The organism is Streptomyces sioyaensis (genome assembly GCF_004122735.1).
Taxonomy (GTDB): domain Bacteria; phylum Actinomycetota; class Actinomycetes; order Streptomycetales; family Streptomycetaceae; genus Streptomyces; species Streptomyces sioyaensis.
Genome location: NZ_SDIF01000017.1, coordinates 20,167 through 35,722, shown reverse-complemented (window position 1 = coordinate 35,722; position 15,556 = coordinate 20,167). Strand labels below are relative to the sequence as shown.

The window sequence follows — 15,556 nt, the reverse complement described above, 5'->3', positions numbered from 1 at the left end:
TCAGGGTGATTCAGCGGGTGGCAGCAATGTCCCGAGCGGGCCGAGATCCAGATTGAGGTCCTGCATCGAGAGGTCGTATTGGGTGCAGAGTTCCACCATGCGGTCGTGAAGAATCATCAGCGTTGCTCCCAGTCGCTCCTCCTGTTCCTCGGTGAGGTCTCCGGAGTCGACCCGTTGCAGGGCCTGACGTTCCATGAGCTGGCGCAGCAGCTCGACGAGGGTGAGCACGAGCTTGATGAGGTCGCGCTCCACGGTGTCCGGGTTGGTGCGCAGCCGGTGGGCCGGGCTCCGTCGCTCCCCGCCGCCGGACGGCAGTTCGTCCTGCGGTGCCGCGGGCAGCAGCCGGAATGCCCGGTCGGCCGCGTCGGCGACATCGTCGAAGCGGCTGGCGGGGCGGCGGTCCTCATCCGTCATGACCGTCGCGTACCGGGGGTGCGGTGGCGGACCACGGGGCGGGCATCTGCTCGCTGATGGAGACGATCAGCGCGCGCAGCGAGATGCGGACGAGGTCGATGTCGGCGATGGACAGCACGACATCGCCGGTCAGGACCACGCCCCCGCTGAGCAGCCGGTCCAGCAGGTCGATCAGCGCGATCTGCCGGTCCGGCAGCGGCTCCTGGGCCACTGCCGGCGGCCGGCCGTCCGCCGCCCTCACGGTGCGGCCCGCTTCATCGGCTCGGTTTCGGGGGGCGTGGCGAAGGAGTACGGGGCCCATGGCCCGGTGACCTCGACCCGGACCCCGGTCAGGCCCTCGGCGGCCCGCAGGACGTCGGCGCGGAAGCCCTCGGCGTGCCCCACCGGTACGAGGTAGGCGTCGTTGATGACGTTCTCCCCCGGCCCGCGGGCGAGTTCGCCCTGCTGGGCCCGGTGCTGGACCCGGTCGACGGCATGGTGCCGGGCGGCGTCCTCGACGCGCCGGGCGACCTCTTCGGCCTCCCGGTAGGCGTCCTCGCGGGCGTGCCGCTGCGCCCGGCGATGGCTGAGGTAGGCCCGCCCGGGGCTCAGGTCCGCCGCGGCCGGCGGCGCGGCCGGGCGCTCGGTGGCCGCGGGCGTCTCGACGTAGATCTTGACGCCCCATTCGGTGTGGGCGGTGAGTTCGGACAGCCGGCCGGCGAACGCCTCCTGGCGGGCGTCGAGCATCTGCCGCACCCGCTCGTCGTCGAGGTACACCGTCGCCAGCCGGAGCGGCAGGACAGTGGTGCGCTCGGCCAGCGCCCCGATCACCCGGTGGTGGGCGCGGGCCACCGACTCCAGCCACTCCAGGTCCTCCAAGTGGGCGCGCAGCGCGGACTCCTGGAAGTCCTGCTCGGGCACCGGGCTCACGGCGACCACCATCTCGCCCTGCCGCACCAGGTGCACCGGTGCGTCCGCCACGCCCGGCAGACCGGACAGCGCCCGCGCCAGCGTGTCGTCGTCGTCCCGGGCGACGGCGTACGCATAGCTCATGGTCGCGGTCATGACTCGTCCCGCCGCTTGCTGCGGGGGCGGGGCTCGGCCCGCTTGGCGCGGGAGGTCCGTGCGGCACGGCGCGGCGCGGGGCGGCGCTCCTCGTCCTCGTCCTCGGCCGGCGGCAGCTCGTCGCCCTCGCGCAGGGCCTCGATCTCGGCGCGCAGCCGCCTGTTCTCCTCGGCGAGCGAGTGGTAGCCGTCGGCAGCGCGGGAGGAGAGTGCGGGGTCGTGCTCCCACCAGTCGATGCCCATCTCCTTCGCCTTGTCCACCGAGGCGACCAGCAGCCGGAGTTTGATGGTGAGCAGTTCGATGTCCAGCAGGTTGATCTGGATGTCGCCCGCGATGACGATGCCCTTGTCCAGGACGCGTTCCAGGATGTCGGCGAGGTTGGCCGAGGAGCCCTGGCCGCCGTACGGGCCGGCCCGGGACGGGTAGTCTCCCGTCCTCCGTGCCACGGGTTCGTTCACGGCCGTCGCACCTCGATTCCCGGATGTCCCGGTGTTGCGGCCGCAGCGCGGGCCCGCGCTCCGGCTCGCCGGTGGCCGCGGTCAGCTGCCGGTGCCCTGCACATGAGCCCTGATCTCGTCCAGCCGGTCCAGCAGTTCGTCCTCGCGCCGGTCGAAGGTCTCCTCGTCGATCTCGCCCGCGAGCAGCGCCCGTTCGAGCTCGGCGAGTTCCCGCTCGACGGGTGCGGGGTCGTAGTACTCCTCCTCCGCGGCGTCGAGGACGCGTTCCATCACCCAGGCCACGCCGCGCACGGGCGACAGCGGAAGGGTGGCGAGGTGAGTCAGCAGGCCTGCCATGGGGACTCCTCAGACGAAACTGTAGGGGGGCAGCGGGCCGAGCAGCCGGAAGGAGAAGTCCTCCCCCAGTTCCTGGGCGAGTTCCTGCTCCGCGTAGAGGAAGCTCTTCTCGTTGTCCTGCTCCACCAGGAAGGACACGCTCAGGAAGTCGTCCCCGGTCGCCTGTGACAGGCGCTCCTCCCGCGCGAATCCGCGCAGCTCCCCGACGATCCGGTCGACGAGCTGTTCCTCCCGTGCCTGTACTTCCCCGGCGATCAATTCACCGAGGGCGAGCGGGACTTCCGGGCCACCGGTGCCGCTGGTGATCTGCTCGTTCAGTGCGCGCGCCTGGTCCGACTCCAAGAGGATCTGCCGCAGCAGCGCCTCCTCGGCCTGGCTGACCTTGAGGTGGTACTCGGCACAGCCCTCCAGCGCCTCCAGCCGTTCGGCGTACACCTCCGCACGCTCCTCAAGCACCTCCCGTACGGAGTCGTCGTCCGTGGTGGTGAAGCCGAACTGCAGGGGCAGGACGGTGCCGTCGGCCATCAGCGCTTCCTGGACGGCCTGATGCGCGCCCAGGTCGCGGCGTTTGGGACGCAGTTCCTCGGGGGCGTCGCTCACGACGGCGGTGAGTTCCTCGCTCGGCACCGTGCGCAGCGTGGACGGCGGGTCGCCCACCCCGTTCAGACCGTTGAGGTTCTGGGGGTGGCTGGTTGCGACGATGGAGTAGACATAGACGGCCATCGCTCACTCCTTCCGGCGCCGGGCCGGCCGACGAGCCTGCCGCTCACGACGGCCGGCGGGCTCCTTCTGCTTCTCCTCGTGCTCCTCGTCGTCGCTGTCGCCCTTGAGGGCGTCGCTGACGGCCTCCGCGGCTCCGGACAGCGCGCCCTTGGCCTTGCCGTGCGAACCGCCCTCGGTGACCTCGCCGACGATGTCGGTCAGCTGGGAGGGGGCCTTGCGCCCCGCCTCCAGGTCGAGGCGGTTGCAGGCCTCGGCGAAGCGCAGGTAGGTGTCGACGCTCGCCACGACGATGCGGGCATCGATCTTGAGAAGTTCGATGCCGACCAGCGACACCCGCACGAAGACGTCGATGACCAGCCCGCGGTCCAGGATCAGATCGAGGATCTCGTAGAGATTTCCGGAGCCTGCCCCGCCACCGGGGGCGACGGCTCCTCCGCTCTGCGGCACCACAGTCACGGTGCCTCCCTTCACCGGCTCGCCCCGCCGCGCGGAGCGGCCGAGTCGTTCGCCTGGCGAACGTGGTGCCGCGGCCTGCCCGGCCTCAACGCCGGTCGATCTGGCCGCGGGTGTAGCGGCGGGTGCGCTCGTACGCCACGAGTTCGCCTTCCTCGTCCAGCGTCACACGGTAGGTCGCCATCACGCTCGTCGTCCCCGGCACCCGTTCCAGCTCCAGGACTTCCACATCCGCCTGCCAGCCGTCCTCCGTCGGCTGCACCGCGGAGACGGACTCGGGGACCCGCCCCAGCAGCTCTTCGAGCTGCTCGGAGGCGTTCCGCATGGCGCGTGGCGCCGAAACGCGGCGGGCTGCGCGCTCCGTCCCGCTCTCGCGGCTCTCGGCCCGGGTGCGGCTGGATTTTCCGACGGTTTTCTTGGCGGTCTTCTTGCTGGACGGACGCCGGACTCGTTCCGTGTCGTCCTCTTCGCCTGTGGCCATGGTCCTCTCCGGATTCGGAGGCGACATGCTGCCCACGCCACTTCCAAGAGGCGTCCCTACATGATATACGGCTCAGCTCAGCGCGCCTGGCCACGGCGGCACCGGGGCAGGCCGGGGATCGAGTGCCGCGGCCCGGTCGGCGGCGTAACGTCGGCACTGACCCGGAAGAGACGGCGCGACGGTCTCCTCACGGGAGAAACAGCGGCCGGAGTGGTCTCGATGGCGCGACAGCTGTGTGCAGGTGAGCGATGACCGGCGGGGCCGGGGCGGATCCGGTGGACCGGGCACTGCTCGGCGCCCTGCGGGAGACCGGGGCGTCCGCCGGCGGCCTCTACGAGCTGGCGGCCGACGAGCCGGTGCTGCAGCTCACCGCCATGAGCGGGATACCGGCGCCGTTCCTGGAGCCGTGGAGCCGGGTGGCGCTGGCCGCCCCGATCCCGGTCGCCGTCGCGGCCCGCGAGCAGCGGCTGGTGTGGGCGGGCGGCCAGCAGCAGATGGCCCGGGACTTTCCCCGCACCGCGGTGGCCGTGCCCTACGACTTCGCGCTGGCGGCGGCCCCGGTCGGCGATCGCACCGACGGCCGGGGCGCGCTGCTGTTGTTGTGGCCGGCCGGCCACGCACCGCAGCTGTCGGGGGACGAGAGCGAAGCGGTGACGGCCGCCTGCCGGCGTCTGGCGGCGCTGCTGGACGAACGCCCCCGGCCCGGCACCGCCACCACGCCCGCCGGCGCCCCGCGGGTCCTCTCGCCGCCTCCGGCGCGGACCGTGGGCCACGACGAGGCGCTGGCGGCCGTCGACTACCTGGAGCGGCTGCCCGGCGGCTGCTGCGCCCTCGACCTGGAGGGGCGCTTCACCCTGGTCACCACGGGCGCGGCGGAGCTGCTCGGCGAGCAGGAGGCCCGGCTGCTCGGCTCGCGCCCCTGGGACGCCCTGCGGTGGCTGCGCGACCCCGCCTTCGAGGACCGCTACCGCGCGGCGGTGATCAGCCGCCGGCCGATGTCGTTCACCGCCTGCCGGCCCCCGGACCGGTGGCTCACCTTCCGGCTGTTCCCGGACGCCCGGGGGCTGAGCGTGTGGATCGGCCCCTCGGGCAAGGATTACGGCCCGCTGGCGCCCCCGGCCGCGCAGGGCGAGGTCGTGCCCGTGCGGGCCGGGCAGATCTACCACGTCCTGCATCTTGCGGCGGCCCTCACCGAGGCCGTGGGCGTGCGGGATGTCGTCGATCTCATCGCCGGCCAGATCATGCCGGCGTTCGGCGCCCAGGGCATGATCATGTACGCGGCGGAGGGCGGCCGGCTGCACACCATCGGCCACCGCGGGTACCCCCCTGAGGCCGTCACCGCCTTCGACGGTGTCGCCCTGGACGCCGTCAACAGCCCTGCCGTACGCGCCCTCGCCACCGGGGAGCCCTGTTTCTTCAGCTCTCCCGACGAGAGCGAACGCGACTACCCGGGGTTGCTGCAACTGACCGGCAAGGCCTCCCGGGCCGTGCTGCCGCTGGTGGTCTCCGGCCGCCCGGTCGGCTGCTGCATCCTCTCGTACACCCGGCCCCGCACCTTCAGCCCGGAGGAACGCCAGGTGCTCACCTCGCTGGCGGGGCTGATCGCCCAGGCGCTCGACCGGGCCCGGCTGTACGACACCAAGCAGCAGCTGGCCCACGATCTGCAGGCCGGCCTGCTGCCGCACGGCCTCCCCGAGGTGCCCGGGTTCGCTGTCGCCGGCCGTTACCTGCCGTCGACCCGCGGTATGGAGATCGGCGGCGACTTCTACGACCTGATCCGGCTCGACGCGGGCCACGTCGCCGCCGTCATCGGTGATGTGCAGGGCCACAACGCGACGGCCGCCGCCTTCATGGGCCAGGCCCGCACCGCCGTCCGCGCCTATGCGACCGCGGGGGCGTCCCCCGGAGAGGTGCTGGCCCGTACGAACCGGCTGCTGACCGACCTGGACCCGGAGCTGTTCACCAGTTGCCTGTACGTCCGCATCGATCTGCGGACCCGGCGGGCGTGCCTGGCCGGCGCCGGTCATCCGCCGCCCATCCTCCGCCATCCCGACCGGCACACCTCGGTACTGCACGTGCCGCCCGGCCTGCTCCTGGGCATCGACCGGGACGCCCGGTACTCCGCCACGGAGATCACCCTGCCGCCGAATTCCGTGCTGGCGCTCTACACCGACGGCCTGGTCGAGACGCCGGGCGTCGATCCCGAGCGCTCCGTCGCCGACCTGGCCGGGCGGCTCAACGACGCACCGCCCCTGGGGCCCGAGCGCCTCGCCGACGCCCTCCTGGAGAACCAGGACGCCGATACGGACCGTCAGGACGATGTGGCGCTCCTGCTGTTGTCGGTCCTGCCGGTCGGCCCGGCCATCCCTGTCTGAGAGCGACACGAGAGCGCATGCCGGACCGGCCCGCTCAAGCAGGCGGCGGCCCCCCGACGTCCGGGTCGACGTACGCGGGTCCGGGAAGGCCCTTGCGGCGCATGGCGATGCCGGTCAGGGCCTCGAAGATGGCCCGGCGGGCGTTCATCGTGGTGGTGTAGCCGGGATCGAGGTGGCGTGCGAGGCGAGATGGCCGAGCGTGTCGTGGGCGCAGTCGGGGTGCGCATCGAAGTGGATCACCCCGACCTTGCCCGCCCCGTAGACGTCGGCGACGCCCGCGGCGTCCGGCCACAGGATGGAGTGGTCCCCGCCGAGCACGAGCGGGATCGCGCCGGTGGCGGCGATGTCCCGGACCAGAGTGCGGATCGGTTCCATGGAGTTGTCGATGCTGAGCGGGTCCACCGCGGCATCGCCGTAGTCGACCACCGTCAGTTCCTCGAACGGCTTGATGCGGGTGCTGGGGTTGATCAGCATCTGCGGGGTGTGCGGCAGGATCCGCTCGTCGGACCTGATGGCGCGCGGGCCGTAGGCCGCGCCGCGGTGCCCGGTCGACATGTCCACCGGGGCCCCGAGGACCGCCACATCGACCTGGCCGGCACGCAGATCGTCCGGGTTCAGGCACAACGGCAGCCCGAAGAGGGTGGCGATCCCGGCGTAGGCCGGTACCAGTGCGTACCGCTGAAGGTTGATCGGCCCCGGTTCGCGTCCCGGGCCGGACGTGCGGTCGACTTCCCACTTCCAGGCATCCGGGGGTACGCCTTCCATGCACCACTCCTCTCGCCCCGGCCCGTGCTGCCGCCCGGTACGGAAGCCGCCCGGCCGGCCGCGCCGCGCTCAATCAAGCCGACGGGCAGGGTGCGCCGCGGCCATCGCCGAGCGACAGGCCGGAGCGTTCCACCGTTCGGACCGGTGAGGTGGCCGGTGCCGTGGGCCTGCCGCCGCACGTTCCGTACCGGACCACCCGCCTCGGCGGTCCCTCCGCCCGCCGGTCGGCCGGGCACGTACGGCTCCCCCGGGCCGCGGTGCGTACGGTGACCGGCGGGCGGTGCGGGCCGGTCAGCGGGCGGTGCCGCGCGGGCAGGTCGGCCGGCCCGGCAGCGTGGCGTGAGGGTGTGCCGGGCGCAAGGGTTGGAAGGCGTGGGTGAGCGTCCAGACGCCGATGCGGTTGCCGACGTGGCACCCGGTGAGGTCCGCGGTGCGGAAGTGGATTCCGGCCCAGACCCGGGCGTTGATCATGTCCTCGTTGAACCGGACGGGGTCGTCGTAGTGCCGTGTGGTGCCGGTGGCCTCGGAGGAGAAGGTGAGGTCGAGGTGCGCGGTGCCGAGGACTCCGGTCAGGGTCCGGGTCACGGCGCCGGCGACCGTGGCGTGACCGCTGACGTAGTCGGGGTGCGGTGGGGTGATCAGCAGCGGCTGCCACTGCGGGTCGGCGTCGGTCGCGGGGTTGCCGTCGGTGTCGGCGAGCTGGATGGCGGTGATCGGCCGCCAGAAACCGTAGTGGAGCTTGGTGTTCCAGGCGGTGACGACGGCGTCGGTGGCCGAGGCGTTCGCCGCGGCGATCATCCGCGCGGTGTCGGCGATGCCCAGATGGTGCCGGGCGGAGTAGTCGCGGAAGGCCGACTGGAGCTGCACCACCAGATTGCCCCCGAAGAACAGCGCGGTCTCGGTCTGTTGCGCGGTACGCGGCGAGCCGGTCCTCGCCCCCATGGTCTTCACCTCGTTCACGTCCTGGGCGTAGCGGGCCGAGGACAGCGCGGGCGGCCTGCCGGGACGGAACCGGTCCGGGGAGGTGAGCACCATGGGGCGCAACTTCCCGAGCCAGGTGTCGATGAAGGGCAGGTGGGCGGGCGGGGTGGGCCGCCAGATGCCGGGCGCGGGCGGCAGGGTGAACTCCACCGTGGCGAACCGGCCGTCGCCTTCGCGCAGGGCGATGAGGTGGTCGGCGGCGCGTGCCCCGAAGGCCACGCCCTGCTTCTTCGCCGTGCCGTCGGGGATCTTGGCGAGGGAATCGGCGTACGCGGCGTCGAGCGTCGCCCGGGAGGCGGGGAAGAAGGCGACCAGTACGTGGTGTGCGGCGGTCACGGCCGCCGCCTCGGGCGAGGCGGTGGCGGGCCCGCGCGCCCGCCACTTGTACGGGGCGTAGCGGCCCTGGATGCCGACCACGGCGTTGTAGACGGCGGCCGAGACGAACCCGTGCCAGATGACCGCCTGCCCGGAGGGGCGGGTGGGGCCGAGGTTGGTGCTGATGGTGTCGGTGGCGAGGGCGTTCCAGTCACGGACCGCCGCGGGGTCCGCGGCGGGTGGCGGCTGATCGCCGGCGGTGGCGGTGGGGCCCGCCACGGCCGTGAGGGCGAGGAGGAGGAGTGCCGCGAGAGTGCCGCGGACGGACCGGCCGCGCGAACGAGAAGTATCCATAACCGACTTAACAGCCGAACGGGTGAAGGGGCACGCCGCTTCGCCGTGGGAAGGGGGTGCGCCGGGCGCACACCACTCGCCTTGTCCTTACTCCCGAAGCCGCGCACGGGGCGAGCGGGGAAACCGTCCGGCCATCTTGGTGCTCTAGCCTGCGCCGGTGCCGGAAACCGTGGTCCGGCCGTGGTGCCCCTTGTCGAGGAGCGAGCGGAGGAGCGAGCGATGGAGACGTCGGCGCGATCTGCCGGAGCGGGAGAGCTGGACCGGCGTCTGGGCGTGGGCGACGCCGTGGTGATCGGGCTCGGGGCGATGCTCGGCGCGGGGATCTTCGCCGCGCTCGCTCCGGCCGCGGCGGCGGCCGGGCCGGGTCTGCTGCCGGCCCTGGCGCTGGCCGCGGTGGTGGCGTACTGCAACGCGACCTCCTCCGCGCGGCTGGCCGCCCGCTACCCCCGCTCGGGTGGCACCTACGTCTACGCCCGCGAGCGCCTCGGGGACTTCTGGGGCTATCTGGCCGGCTGGGGCTTCGTGATCGGCAAGACCGCCTCCTGCGCGGCGATGGCCCTGACCGTGGGCTCCTACGTATGGCCCGGTCAGGCGCGCGCCGTTGCCGTGGCGGCGGTGGTGGCGCTGACCGCGGTGAACTACGCCGGGGTGCAGAAGTCCGCCTGGCTGACGAGGGGGATCGTCGCGGTCGTCCTGGCGGTGCTCGCCGCCGTGGCCACCGCCTGTCTCACCTCGGGCGCCACCGGCCCGGCCCGCCCGGACCTCGGCGTGGACGCCTCCGCCGCCGGGGTGTTGCAGGCGGCCGGTCTGCTGTTCTTCGCCTTCGCCGGCTACGCGCGCATCGCCACCCTCGGCGAGGAAGTCCGCGACCCCGGACGGACCATCCCCCGCGCGATCCCGCTCGCGCTCGGCATCACGCTGGTGGTGTACGCGGGCGTCGCGGTCGCGGTGCTGTCCGTCCTCGGGCCCGACCGCCTCGCCCACAGCGCCGCGCCGCTGGTGGAGGCGGTGCGTGCGGCCGGCGTCCCGGCCCTGGCACCGGTGGTACGGGGCGGGGCCGCCGTCGCGGCGCTCGGGTCCCTGCTCGCGCTGATCCTCGGGGTCTCGCGCACCACTCTTGCGATGGCCCGCGACCGGCACCTACCGCACGCGCTGGCCGCCATCCACCCGCGCACCAAGGTGCCGCACCGTGCCGAACTCGCCGTCGGCGCGGTGGTCGCCGTCCTCGTCGCCACCACGGACGTGCGCGGCGCGATCGGCTTCTCCTCCTTCGGCGTGCTGGCCTACTACGCCCTCGCCAATGCCTCCGCCTGGACCCTCACCCCCGCCGAGGGCCGCCCGGCCCGGCTCGTCCCGGTCGTCGGCACGGCCGGCTGCCTGGCGCTGGCCTTCGCCCTGCCGCCGGCCTCGGTCCTGTGGGGTGCCGTGGTGCTCGCGGTCGGTGCCGCCGCCTACGGCGTACGCAAGACAGCCGGCCGCCGCGCCTGAGCGGCCCGGCGCCACGGCCACGACCGACCGGCGGGCAGCACCGGCCACCACGGCACCGGCACCGGCACCGGCACCGGCACGGGCACGGCGATGCCCCACCACCGGGTTCGACGCCCGACCGGATCAGGGAAGCAGCCACGTCACGTCACCCTGACACGCCGGGACCCGACACGCGGGGACACCCACACGGTGGGTGCGCCCCTCCGCGTCCCGGAGAACCGGGGCGCAGCAGGGGCGCACCCCGGGGGGCCGCGACCGGAGGGACGGCACGCCCGCGAGCAACCTCAGGTGAACGCACTACAGAGAGCGCAACGACACCAGCACGCAGCAGTGCCGCCGGGCCCCTCACCGTCCGATACTGGTCCCCGCCGCTCCTCGACGTCCCGGAGGCCCGTACCCACCACCTGATAGGCCATCAACCCAGCCCGCACGAGGTCGGCATCAGCCTGCCCACCCCCGCTTCGCACCGCCGGAGACTATCGGGATCAACTCCGCCATACCTACCATGACCTGGAAGAACACCGGTCAGATGGCCCACTGCCAGTCTCACCAGGAGGTACCCATGAAGATGCTGATCAACGTCGCCGAAACCGTGGTGGCCGATGCGCTGCGCGGGATGGCAGCGGCGCACCCGGAGCTGGTGGTGGATGTCGAGAACCGGGTGATCGTGCGGCGGGACGCGCCGGTGGCGGACAAGGTCGCGCTGGTGTCCGGGGGCGGCAGCGGGCACGAGCCGCTGCACGGGGGGTTCGTCGGGCCCGGCATGCTGGATGCCGCCTGTCCGGGCGAGGTCTTCACCTCACCGGTGCCCGATCAGATGGTGCGTGCCGCGGCGGCCGTGGACAGCGGCCACGGCGTGCTGTTCGTCGTGAAGAACTACACCGGGGACGTGCTCAACTTCCAGATGGCGGCGGAACTCGCGGAGGACGAGGGGGTGCAGGTGGCCAGCGTGCTCGTCGATGACGATGTCGCGGTGGTCGACTCGACGTTCACCGCGGGGCGGCGCGGTACCGGCGCGACGCTCTTCGTGGAGAAGATCGCCGGTGCCGCGGCCGAGGAGGGCATGCCGCTGGAGCGGGTGGAGGCGCTGGCCCGGCAGGTCGTGGCGTCCTCGCGCAGCTTCGGGGTGGCGCTGAGTGCCTGTACGACGCCGGCGAAGGGCAGCCCGACGTTCGATCTTCCGGCCGGGGAGCTGGAGTTGGGGGTCGGGATCCACGGTGAGCCGGGGCGCGAGCGCCGCGCGATGATGACCTCGCGGGAGATCGCGGACTTCGCGGTCGATGCGGTCCTGGCGGAGCTGGATCCGCGGCTGCCGGTGCTGGTGCTGGTCAACGGCATGGGCGCGACCCCGCTGCTGGAGCTGTACGGGTTCCAGGCGGAGGTCCGCCGGGTGCTCGACGAACGGGGCGTGGCGGTGGCCCGCACGCTCGTGGGGAACTATGTGACCTCGCTCGACATGGCGGGCTGTTCGGTGACGCTGTGTCAGGTGGACGGGGAACTGCTGCGGCTGTGGGACGCGCCGGTGCAGACCGCGGGACTCCGCTGGGGCCGGTAGGCCCGCGCCGTATCCGCTTTCTTGTTGAGTGCCCGAACGACCAAGGAGAGAAGTCCGTGTCCGAAACGGTGCTGGATGCCGCATTCTTCGTACGCTGGATGACGGCGGCGGCCGCCGTCATCGACCGGGAGGCCGACCGGCTCACCGAGCTGGACTCCCCCATCGGTGACGCCGACCACGGGAGAAATATGCAGCGCGGCTTCGCGGCCGTGGTCACCGCGCTGGAGGCGGAGCCGCCGGCGACCCCCGGAGCCACCCTGATCGCCGCCGGACGGAAGCTGATCTCCAGTGTGGGCGGGGCGTCCGGGCCGCTGTACGGGACGCTGCTGCGACGGGCCGGCAAGGCCTTCGGCGAGGCTCCCCAGGTGTCCGCGGAGGAGCTGCGGGCGGGGCTGGCCGCCGGGGTCGACGCGGTGGCACAGCTCGGCGGCTCGGCGCCGGGCGACAAGACGATGCTCGATGCGCTGGTGCCGGGCATCGAGGCCCTGGCCACCTCCTTCGACGCGGCGGCCGCGGCCTCCGAGAAGGGCGCGCTGGCGACCGTACCGATGCTGGCCAGGAAGGGCCGGGCGAGCTATCTGGGCGAACGCAGCATCGGCCATCAGGATCCGGGGGCGACGTCCTCGGCACTGCTGTTCGCGGCCCTTGCGGAGGTGGCGAAGTGAGCGAGCGGACGACGGGCGGTACGGCCGCCGGGGCGGGGACACCGGTCGGGGTGGTGCTGGTGTCACACAGCGCGCCGGTCGCCGAGTCGGTGGCGGCTCTGGCGGTCGGGCTCGCCGGTGGCGGTGACACGGTACCGGTGGCCGCCGCGGGCGGCGGTCCGGACGGCGGGCTGGGGACGAGCGCGGAGCTGATCTCCGAGGCTGCCCGGGCGGTGGACCGCGGGGCCGGGGTGGCGATCCTGGTTGATCTGGGCAGCGCCGTACTGACCGTGAAGTCGTTGATCGCCGAGGGAGACGAACTCCCCGACGGCGCACGGCTGGTGGACGCGCCGTTCGTGGAGGGCGCGGTGGCCGCCGTGGTCACCGCCTCGACCGGAGCGGACCTGGACGCGGTCGCGGCGGCCGCCGGGGAGGCGTACGGCTACCGCAAGGAGTGAGGCACCCGGGGCAGGCGGCCGGCCGCCTGCCCCGTCGCGCTCAGGGTTTGCGCGCGACGGCCGCGTAGCTGGCGGCCTCCGCATCGGTGACGTGGGTGGCGTCGTCGGGATCGTCCGGGCGCCACTGGTGGGAGAGGGTCACGCCCGGCTCCAGCAGCTCCCAGCCGTCGAAGAAGCGCCGGAACGCGGCGCGGGAGCGGAACTGGAGCCGGGTGCCCGCCTCGCCGTAGATCTTGATGATCTTGTCCATGGCCGCGGGGCTGAAGTCCGATGTCGCATGAGTCATGGTGAGCGTGCTGCCGCTGGGCAGCGCGGCCTTGAGACGCTCGACGATGTCGTGTGCCCGGTCCTGGCCGTCGTCGGGGACGAAGTGCATCAGCGCGTTCAGGCTGAGCGCCACCGGGCGGCGCAGATCGAGGGTGTCCAGGAGCCGCGGCGCCGTGAGGATGCCCTCGGGGTCGTGGACATCGGCCTGGACGTACGCGGTCCGCCCCTCGGGGGTGCTGCGCAGGAGGGCTGCGGCGTGCGCGAGGACGATCGGGTCGTTGTCGGTGTAGACCACCCGGGAGTCCGGGGCGATGCCCTGGGCGATGTCGTGGAGGTTCGGCGCGGTGGGGATGCCGGTGCCGATGTCGAGGAACTGCCGCATACCGGACGCGGCCAGGACGCGGGTGGTGCGGTGCATGAACTCGCGGTTGATCCGGGCCGCGACCAGCGCGGCGGGGAACACCCCCAGCACGCTGCCGGCGGCCATCCGGTCGGCCAGGAAATTGGTCTTGCCGCCCAGGAAGTAGTCGTAGATCCGGGACGAGTGGGCCCGGTCCAGTTGCAGGTCCACCACGGACTCGTGCTCGCTCATCGTGCGCTGCCTCCCCATTACGCGCTACCGCTCCCGCGCCCCTACCGGCGCGCGGTGCCTCCCCCTCGCAAGCCATGCACCCCGGCGGCGCGTCATGCACCGCCGTGCGCCTGGCTGTTGGAGCACTGCCCCGTGCGCCCTGGAACATGCCGGAGCGCACCGGGCGAGGTGCGCGGCGGCGCATGCCGACCCCCGCCACCGGCGGTCACATGCCACCGTCATGCGTAGTCATATGAATGCGCTACGGAAGATTTTTGCCCTCACCGTGCCACAAACGGGTGTGCTTTCCGGTTCATTGGAGGGTGAGGGCAACCGCCCTCCCGCGGCCGGCGCGTCTCGGCGCCCGGAGGCGGTGCACGGCAACCGGAACGAGGACGGCTCGTGAGCGTAGACCGGGACCGACCGCCACCGGCGTGCGCTCCGGCGCATGTCCGTACCGCGGAGTTAGCGGCGCCACCCCGCTGTGGCCTCCCGGCCGTCACACCGGATCCGTTCGACCGCCAGCTGACGCTCACGTTCGAGGCGTTCCTGTCGACCCACGCCCGCAAGTGGCTGACGTACGCCTATCTGCACACCGGCAGCCAGGCCGCGGCCCGCGACGTCACCCGGGCGGCCTATGAGCGGCTCGGCCGGCTGTGGCCGCATGCGCTGCGGCAGGCCTCGGTGGAGGCGTACGCCTGGTCGGTGCTCAAGGAGCGGGTGGTGGAGTGGCTCTACGACCACCAGCAGCCCACCGCGCTCACCGAGACCGCCGCCTTCGCCGTCGTCACGCACGCCCTGCTGCGCGAGTGCCAGCAGCAATTCGCCATGCTGGAGAGCCAGTTGGGGCTGTATGCGGCCATCGCCCGGCTGCCGGAGCGGCAGTGCGATGTGATCGTGCTGCGCCATGTCATCGGGTACAGCGACGCACAGATCGGCTCCTTGCTCGGCGTCGACGAAGTCACCGTGCGCTCCTATGCAAGCCGCGGCAAGCGCAAGCTCGCCGCCGCGCTCGGCATCGACCGGGGAAATCCCAGGGGGAACTGACCATGTCGCACATCCGTCCCGCCGACCGCAGGGAGACCGTGGAGACGCTGCTCAGCGCGGCCGCGGCGGTGTCCTGGATCGAGGGCCTGTCCGGATTCCACGACCTCGACGACACGGGTGCGCTCGGCGGCCTGGACACCGTCCGCCGGCTCGGGACGGCGGACCCGGACGGCCCGCCGGCCGCGGTGCGCACGGTCCGCGACGGGCAGGGCGCGCCCAGCACGTACCCCAGCGCCCGCGACGAGGCCACCCATGAGCTCCAGCTGGCGTGTGCCCTGGTCGTCAATGCCGCGGCGGCCGCGGCGAGCCTGGAACGGCTGGTCAACGACCACCACATCGACCCCGAAGGGGCGCTGGTCTTCGCCTGTCTGCTGCACATCACCGGACGCGGCGACGCGGCGCACTTCTGGTGGCACTTCGGCGCCGGCGCCGGCAGCCGGACCGCCGCCTACTGCCTGTATCTGGCGCACCGCCGCAACGGCGAGTACCGCGACGCCGCCTACTGGCGCGAGCAGGCCGCGCACGCGCCCGACGAGGAGCGCCGCTGCGTGGCCGCGTTCGACGAGAAGCAGTTGCTGCCGGACTCCGCCCGGCACAACCTCCTGGTCCAGTGGCACAGCGGACTCGCCCCGACCCTGCCGGACGCCCTGGAGAAGGTGATCCACCGTCTTGCCGTGGACGGCGAGGACGAGGACTTCGGGGTGATTCCCCGCCCCTCCCCCACGCTCGTCCGGGATCTCGGCCGGGGCGAGTAGGGCGGGGCGAGCAGGGCCGGGCCGATCAGCGGGCCTCCGGGGTGCGGCCGCCGCCGGGCCGCCGGCCCCGCT

General features: G+C 72.9%; 18 protein-coding genes. 7 read left to right on the top strand and 11 right to left on the bottom strand.

All coding sequences use genetic code 11. The features are described 5' to 3' along the window. The 8 genes from EST54_RS08860 to EST54_RS08825 all read right to left on the bottom strand — a co-directional run bounded on the left by EST54_RS08860 (position 1) and on the right by EST54_RS08825 (position 3,909). Entirely contained in the window at positions 1–414 is a 414-nt protein-coding gene (locus EST54_RS08860; RefSeq protein ID WP_129246769.1) for a gas vesicle protein K, read from the bottom strand. Further along, positions 404–655 (bottom strand): gas vesicle protein, encoded by a 252-nt coding sequence (locus EST54_RS08855; RefSeq protein ID WP_006607243.1) that lies wholly within the window; start codon positions 653–655, stop codon positions 404–406. The genes EST54_RS08860 and EST54_RS08855 overlap by 11 nt, the downstream gene beginning before the upstream one ends. Further along, entirely contained in the window at positions 652–1,458 is an 807-nt protein-coding gene (locus EST54_RS08850) for a GvpL/GvpF family gas vesicle protein (RefSeq protein WP_129246767.1), read from the bottom strand. The genes EST54_RS08855 and EST54_RS08850 overlap by 4 nt, the downstream gene beginning before the upstream one ends. After that, the gene (locus EST54_RS08845) at positions 1,455–1,916 is read right to left on the bottom strand and encodes a gas vesicle protein (protein WP_129246766.1); all 462 of its coding nucleotides are present in this window, start codon (positions 1,914–1,916) and stop codon (positions 1,455–1,457) included. Before EST54_RS08845 ends, EST54_RS08850 begins: the two co-directional genes overlap by 4 nt. An 81-nt stretch (positions 1,917–1,997) precedes the next feature. Next, a complete protein-coding gene (locus EST54_RS08840) occupies positions 1,998–2,252 on the bottom strand; it encodes a gas vesicle protein GvpG (protein ID WP_129246764.1) in 255 nt (84 codons plus the stop codon). Between the two features lie 9 nt (positions 2,253–2,261). Further along, positions 2,262–2,975 carry a GvpL/GvpF family gas vesicle protein gene (locus tag EST54_RS08835; protein ID WP_129246762.1) on the bottom strand — a complete coding sequence of 238 codons (714 nt, stop codon included), beginning with the start codon at positions 2,973–2,975 and terminating at the stop codon, positions 2,262–2,264. Between the two features lie 3 nt (positions 2,976–2,978). After that, positions 2,979–3,431 (bottom strand): gas vesicle structural protein GvpA, encoded by a 453-nt coding sequence (locus EST54_RS08830; protein ID WP_129246760.1) that lies wholly within the window; start codon positions 3,429–3,431, stop codon positions 2,979–2,981. Positions 3,432–3,516: 85 nt separating this feature from the next. Continuing rightward, positions 3,517–3,909: a gas vesicle protein GvpO gene (locus EST54_RS08825; protein WP_129246758.1), complete on the bottom strand. Its 393-nt coding sequence runs from the start codon at positions 3,907–3,909 to the stop codon at positions 3,517–3,519. A gap of 248 nt (positions 3,910–4,157) precedes the next feature. Here EST54_RS08825 and EST54_RS08820 point away from each other — a divergent pair, with 248 nt between their 5' ends. Beyond that, the gene (locus tag EST54_RS08820; RefSeq protein ID WP_129246756.1) at positions 4,158–6,284 is read left to right on the top strand and encodes a SpoIIE family protein phosphatase; all 2,127 of its coding nucleotides are present in this window, start codon (positions 4,158–4,160) and stop codon (positions 6,282–6,284) included. A gap of 144 nt (positions 6,285–6,428) precedes the next feature. Here EST54_RS08820 and EST54_RS08815 read toward each other — a convergent pair whose 3' ends face one another. Both EST54_RS08815 and EST54_RS08810 read right to left on the bottom strand, forming a co-directional pair. After that, positions 6,429–7,049 carry an arginase family protein gene (locus EST54_RS08815; RefSeq protein ID WP_239012457.1) on the bottom strand — a complete coding sequence of 207 codons (621 nt, stop codon included), beginning with the start codon at positions 7,047–7,049 and terminating at the stop codon, positions 6,429–6,431. Positions 7,050–7,340: 291 nt separating this feature from the next. Then, positions 7,341–8,699, bottom strand: a complete 1,359-nt coding sequence (locus EST54_RS08810) for a vanadium-dependent haloperoxidase (protein ID WP_129246754.1) — start codon at positions 8,697–8,699, stop codon at positions 7,341–7,343. 219 nt (positions 8,700–8,918) lie between these two features. Here EST54_RS08810 and EST54_RS08805 point away from each other — a divergent pair, with 219 nt between their 5' ends. The 4 genes from EST54_RS08805 to EST54_RS08790 all read left to right on the top strand — a co-directional run bounded on the left by EST54_RS08805 (position 8,919) and on the right by EST54_RS08790 (position 12,844). Next, positions 8,919–10,187, top strand: coding sequence for an APC family permease (locus tag EST54_RS08805; RefSeq protein ID WP_129246752.1), 1,269 nt, complete (start codon positions 8,919–8,921; stop codon positions 10,185–10,187). Positions 10,188–10,749: 562 nt separating this feature from the next. Continuing rightward, on the top strand, positions 10,750–11,742 hold the full coding sequence (gene dhaK / locus EST54_RS08800) for a dihydroxyacetone kinase subunit DhaK (protein WP_129246750.1): 993 nt from the start codon (positions 10,750–10,752) through the stop codon (positions 11,740–11,742). A 68-nt stretch (positions 11,743–11,810) separates the two neighbouring features. After that, complete coding sequence (gene dhaL / locus EST54_RS08795) at positions 11,811–12,407, top strand: dihydroxyacetone kinase subunit DhaL (RefSeq protein WP_161989269.1); 597 nt, start codon at positions 11,811–11,813, stop codon at positions 12,405–12,407. Then, positions 12,404–12,844 (top strand): PTS-dependent dihydroxyacetone kinase phosphotransferase subunit DhaM, encoded by a 441-nt coding sequence (locus EST54_RS08790; protein ID WP_129246747.1) that lies wholly within the window; start codon positions 12,404–12,406, stop codon positions 12,842–12,844. The genes dhaL and EST54_RS08790 overlap by 4 nt, the downstream gene beginning before the upstream one ends. Positions 12,845–12,884: 40 nt before the next feature. Here EST54_RS08790 and EST54_RS08785 read toward each other — a convergent pair whose 3' ends face one another. Next, positions 12,885–13,703 carry an SAM-dependent methyltransferase gene (locus tag EST54_RS08785; RefSeq protein ID WP_129246745.1) on the bottom strand — a complete coding sequence of 273 codons (819 nt, stop codon included), beginning with the start codon at positions 13,701–13,703 and terminating at the stop codon, positions 12,885–12,887. A 381-nt stretch (positions 13,704–14,084) separates the two neighbouring features. Between EST54_RS08785 and EST54_RS08780 the strand changes: the two genes are divergently transcribed. Together EST54_RS08780 and EST54_RS08775 are read left to right on the top strand one after the other, a co-directional pair. Next, entirely contained in the window at positions 14,085–14,729 is a 645-nt protein-coding gene (locus EST54_RS08780; RefSeq protein ID WP_129246743.1) for an RNA polymerase sigma factor, read from the top strand. Positions 14,730–14,731: 2 nt separating this feature from the next. Continuing rightward, on the top strand, positions 14,732–15,484 hold the full coding sequence (locus tag EST54_RS08775; RefSeq protein WP_129246742.1) for a hypothetical protein: 753 nt from the start codon (positions 14,732–14,734) through the stop codon (positions 15,482–15,484). Positions 15,485–15,556: the final 72 nt, after the last annotated feature.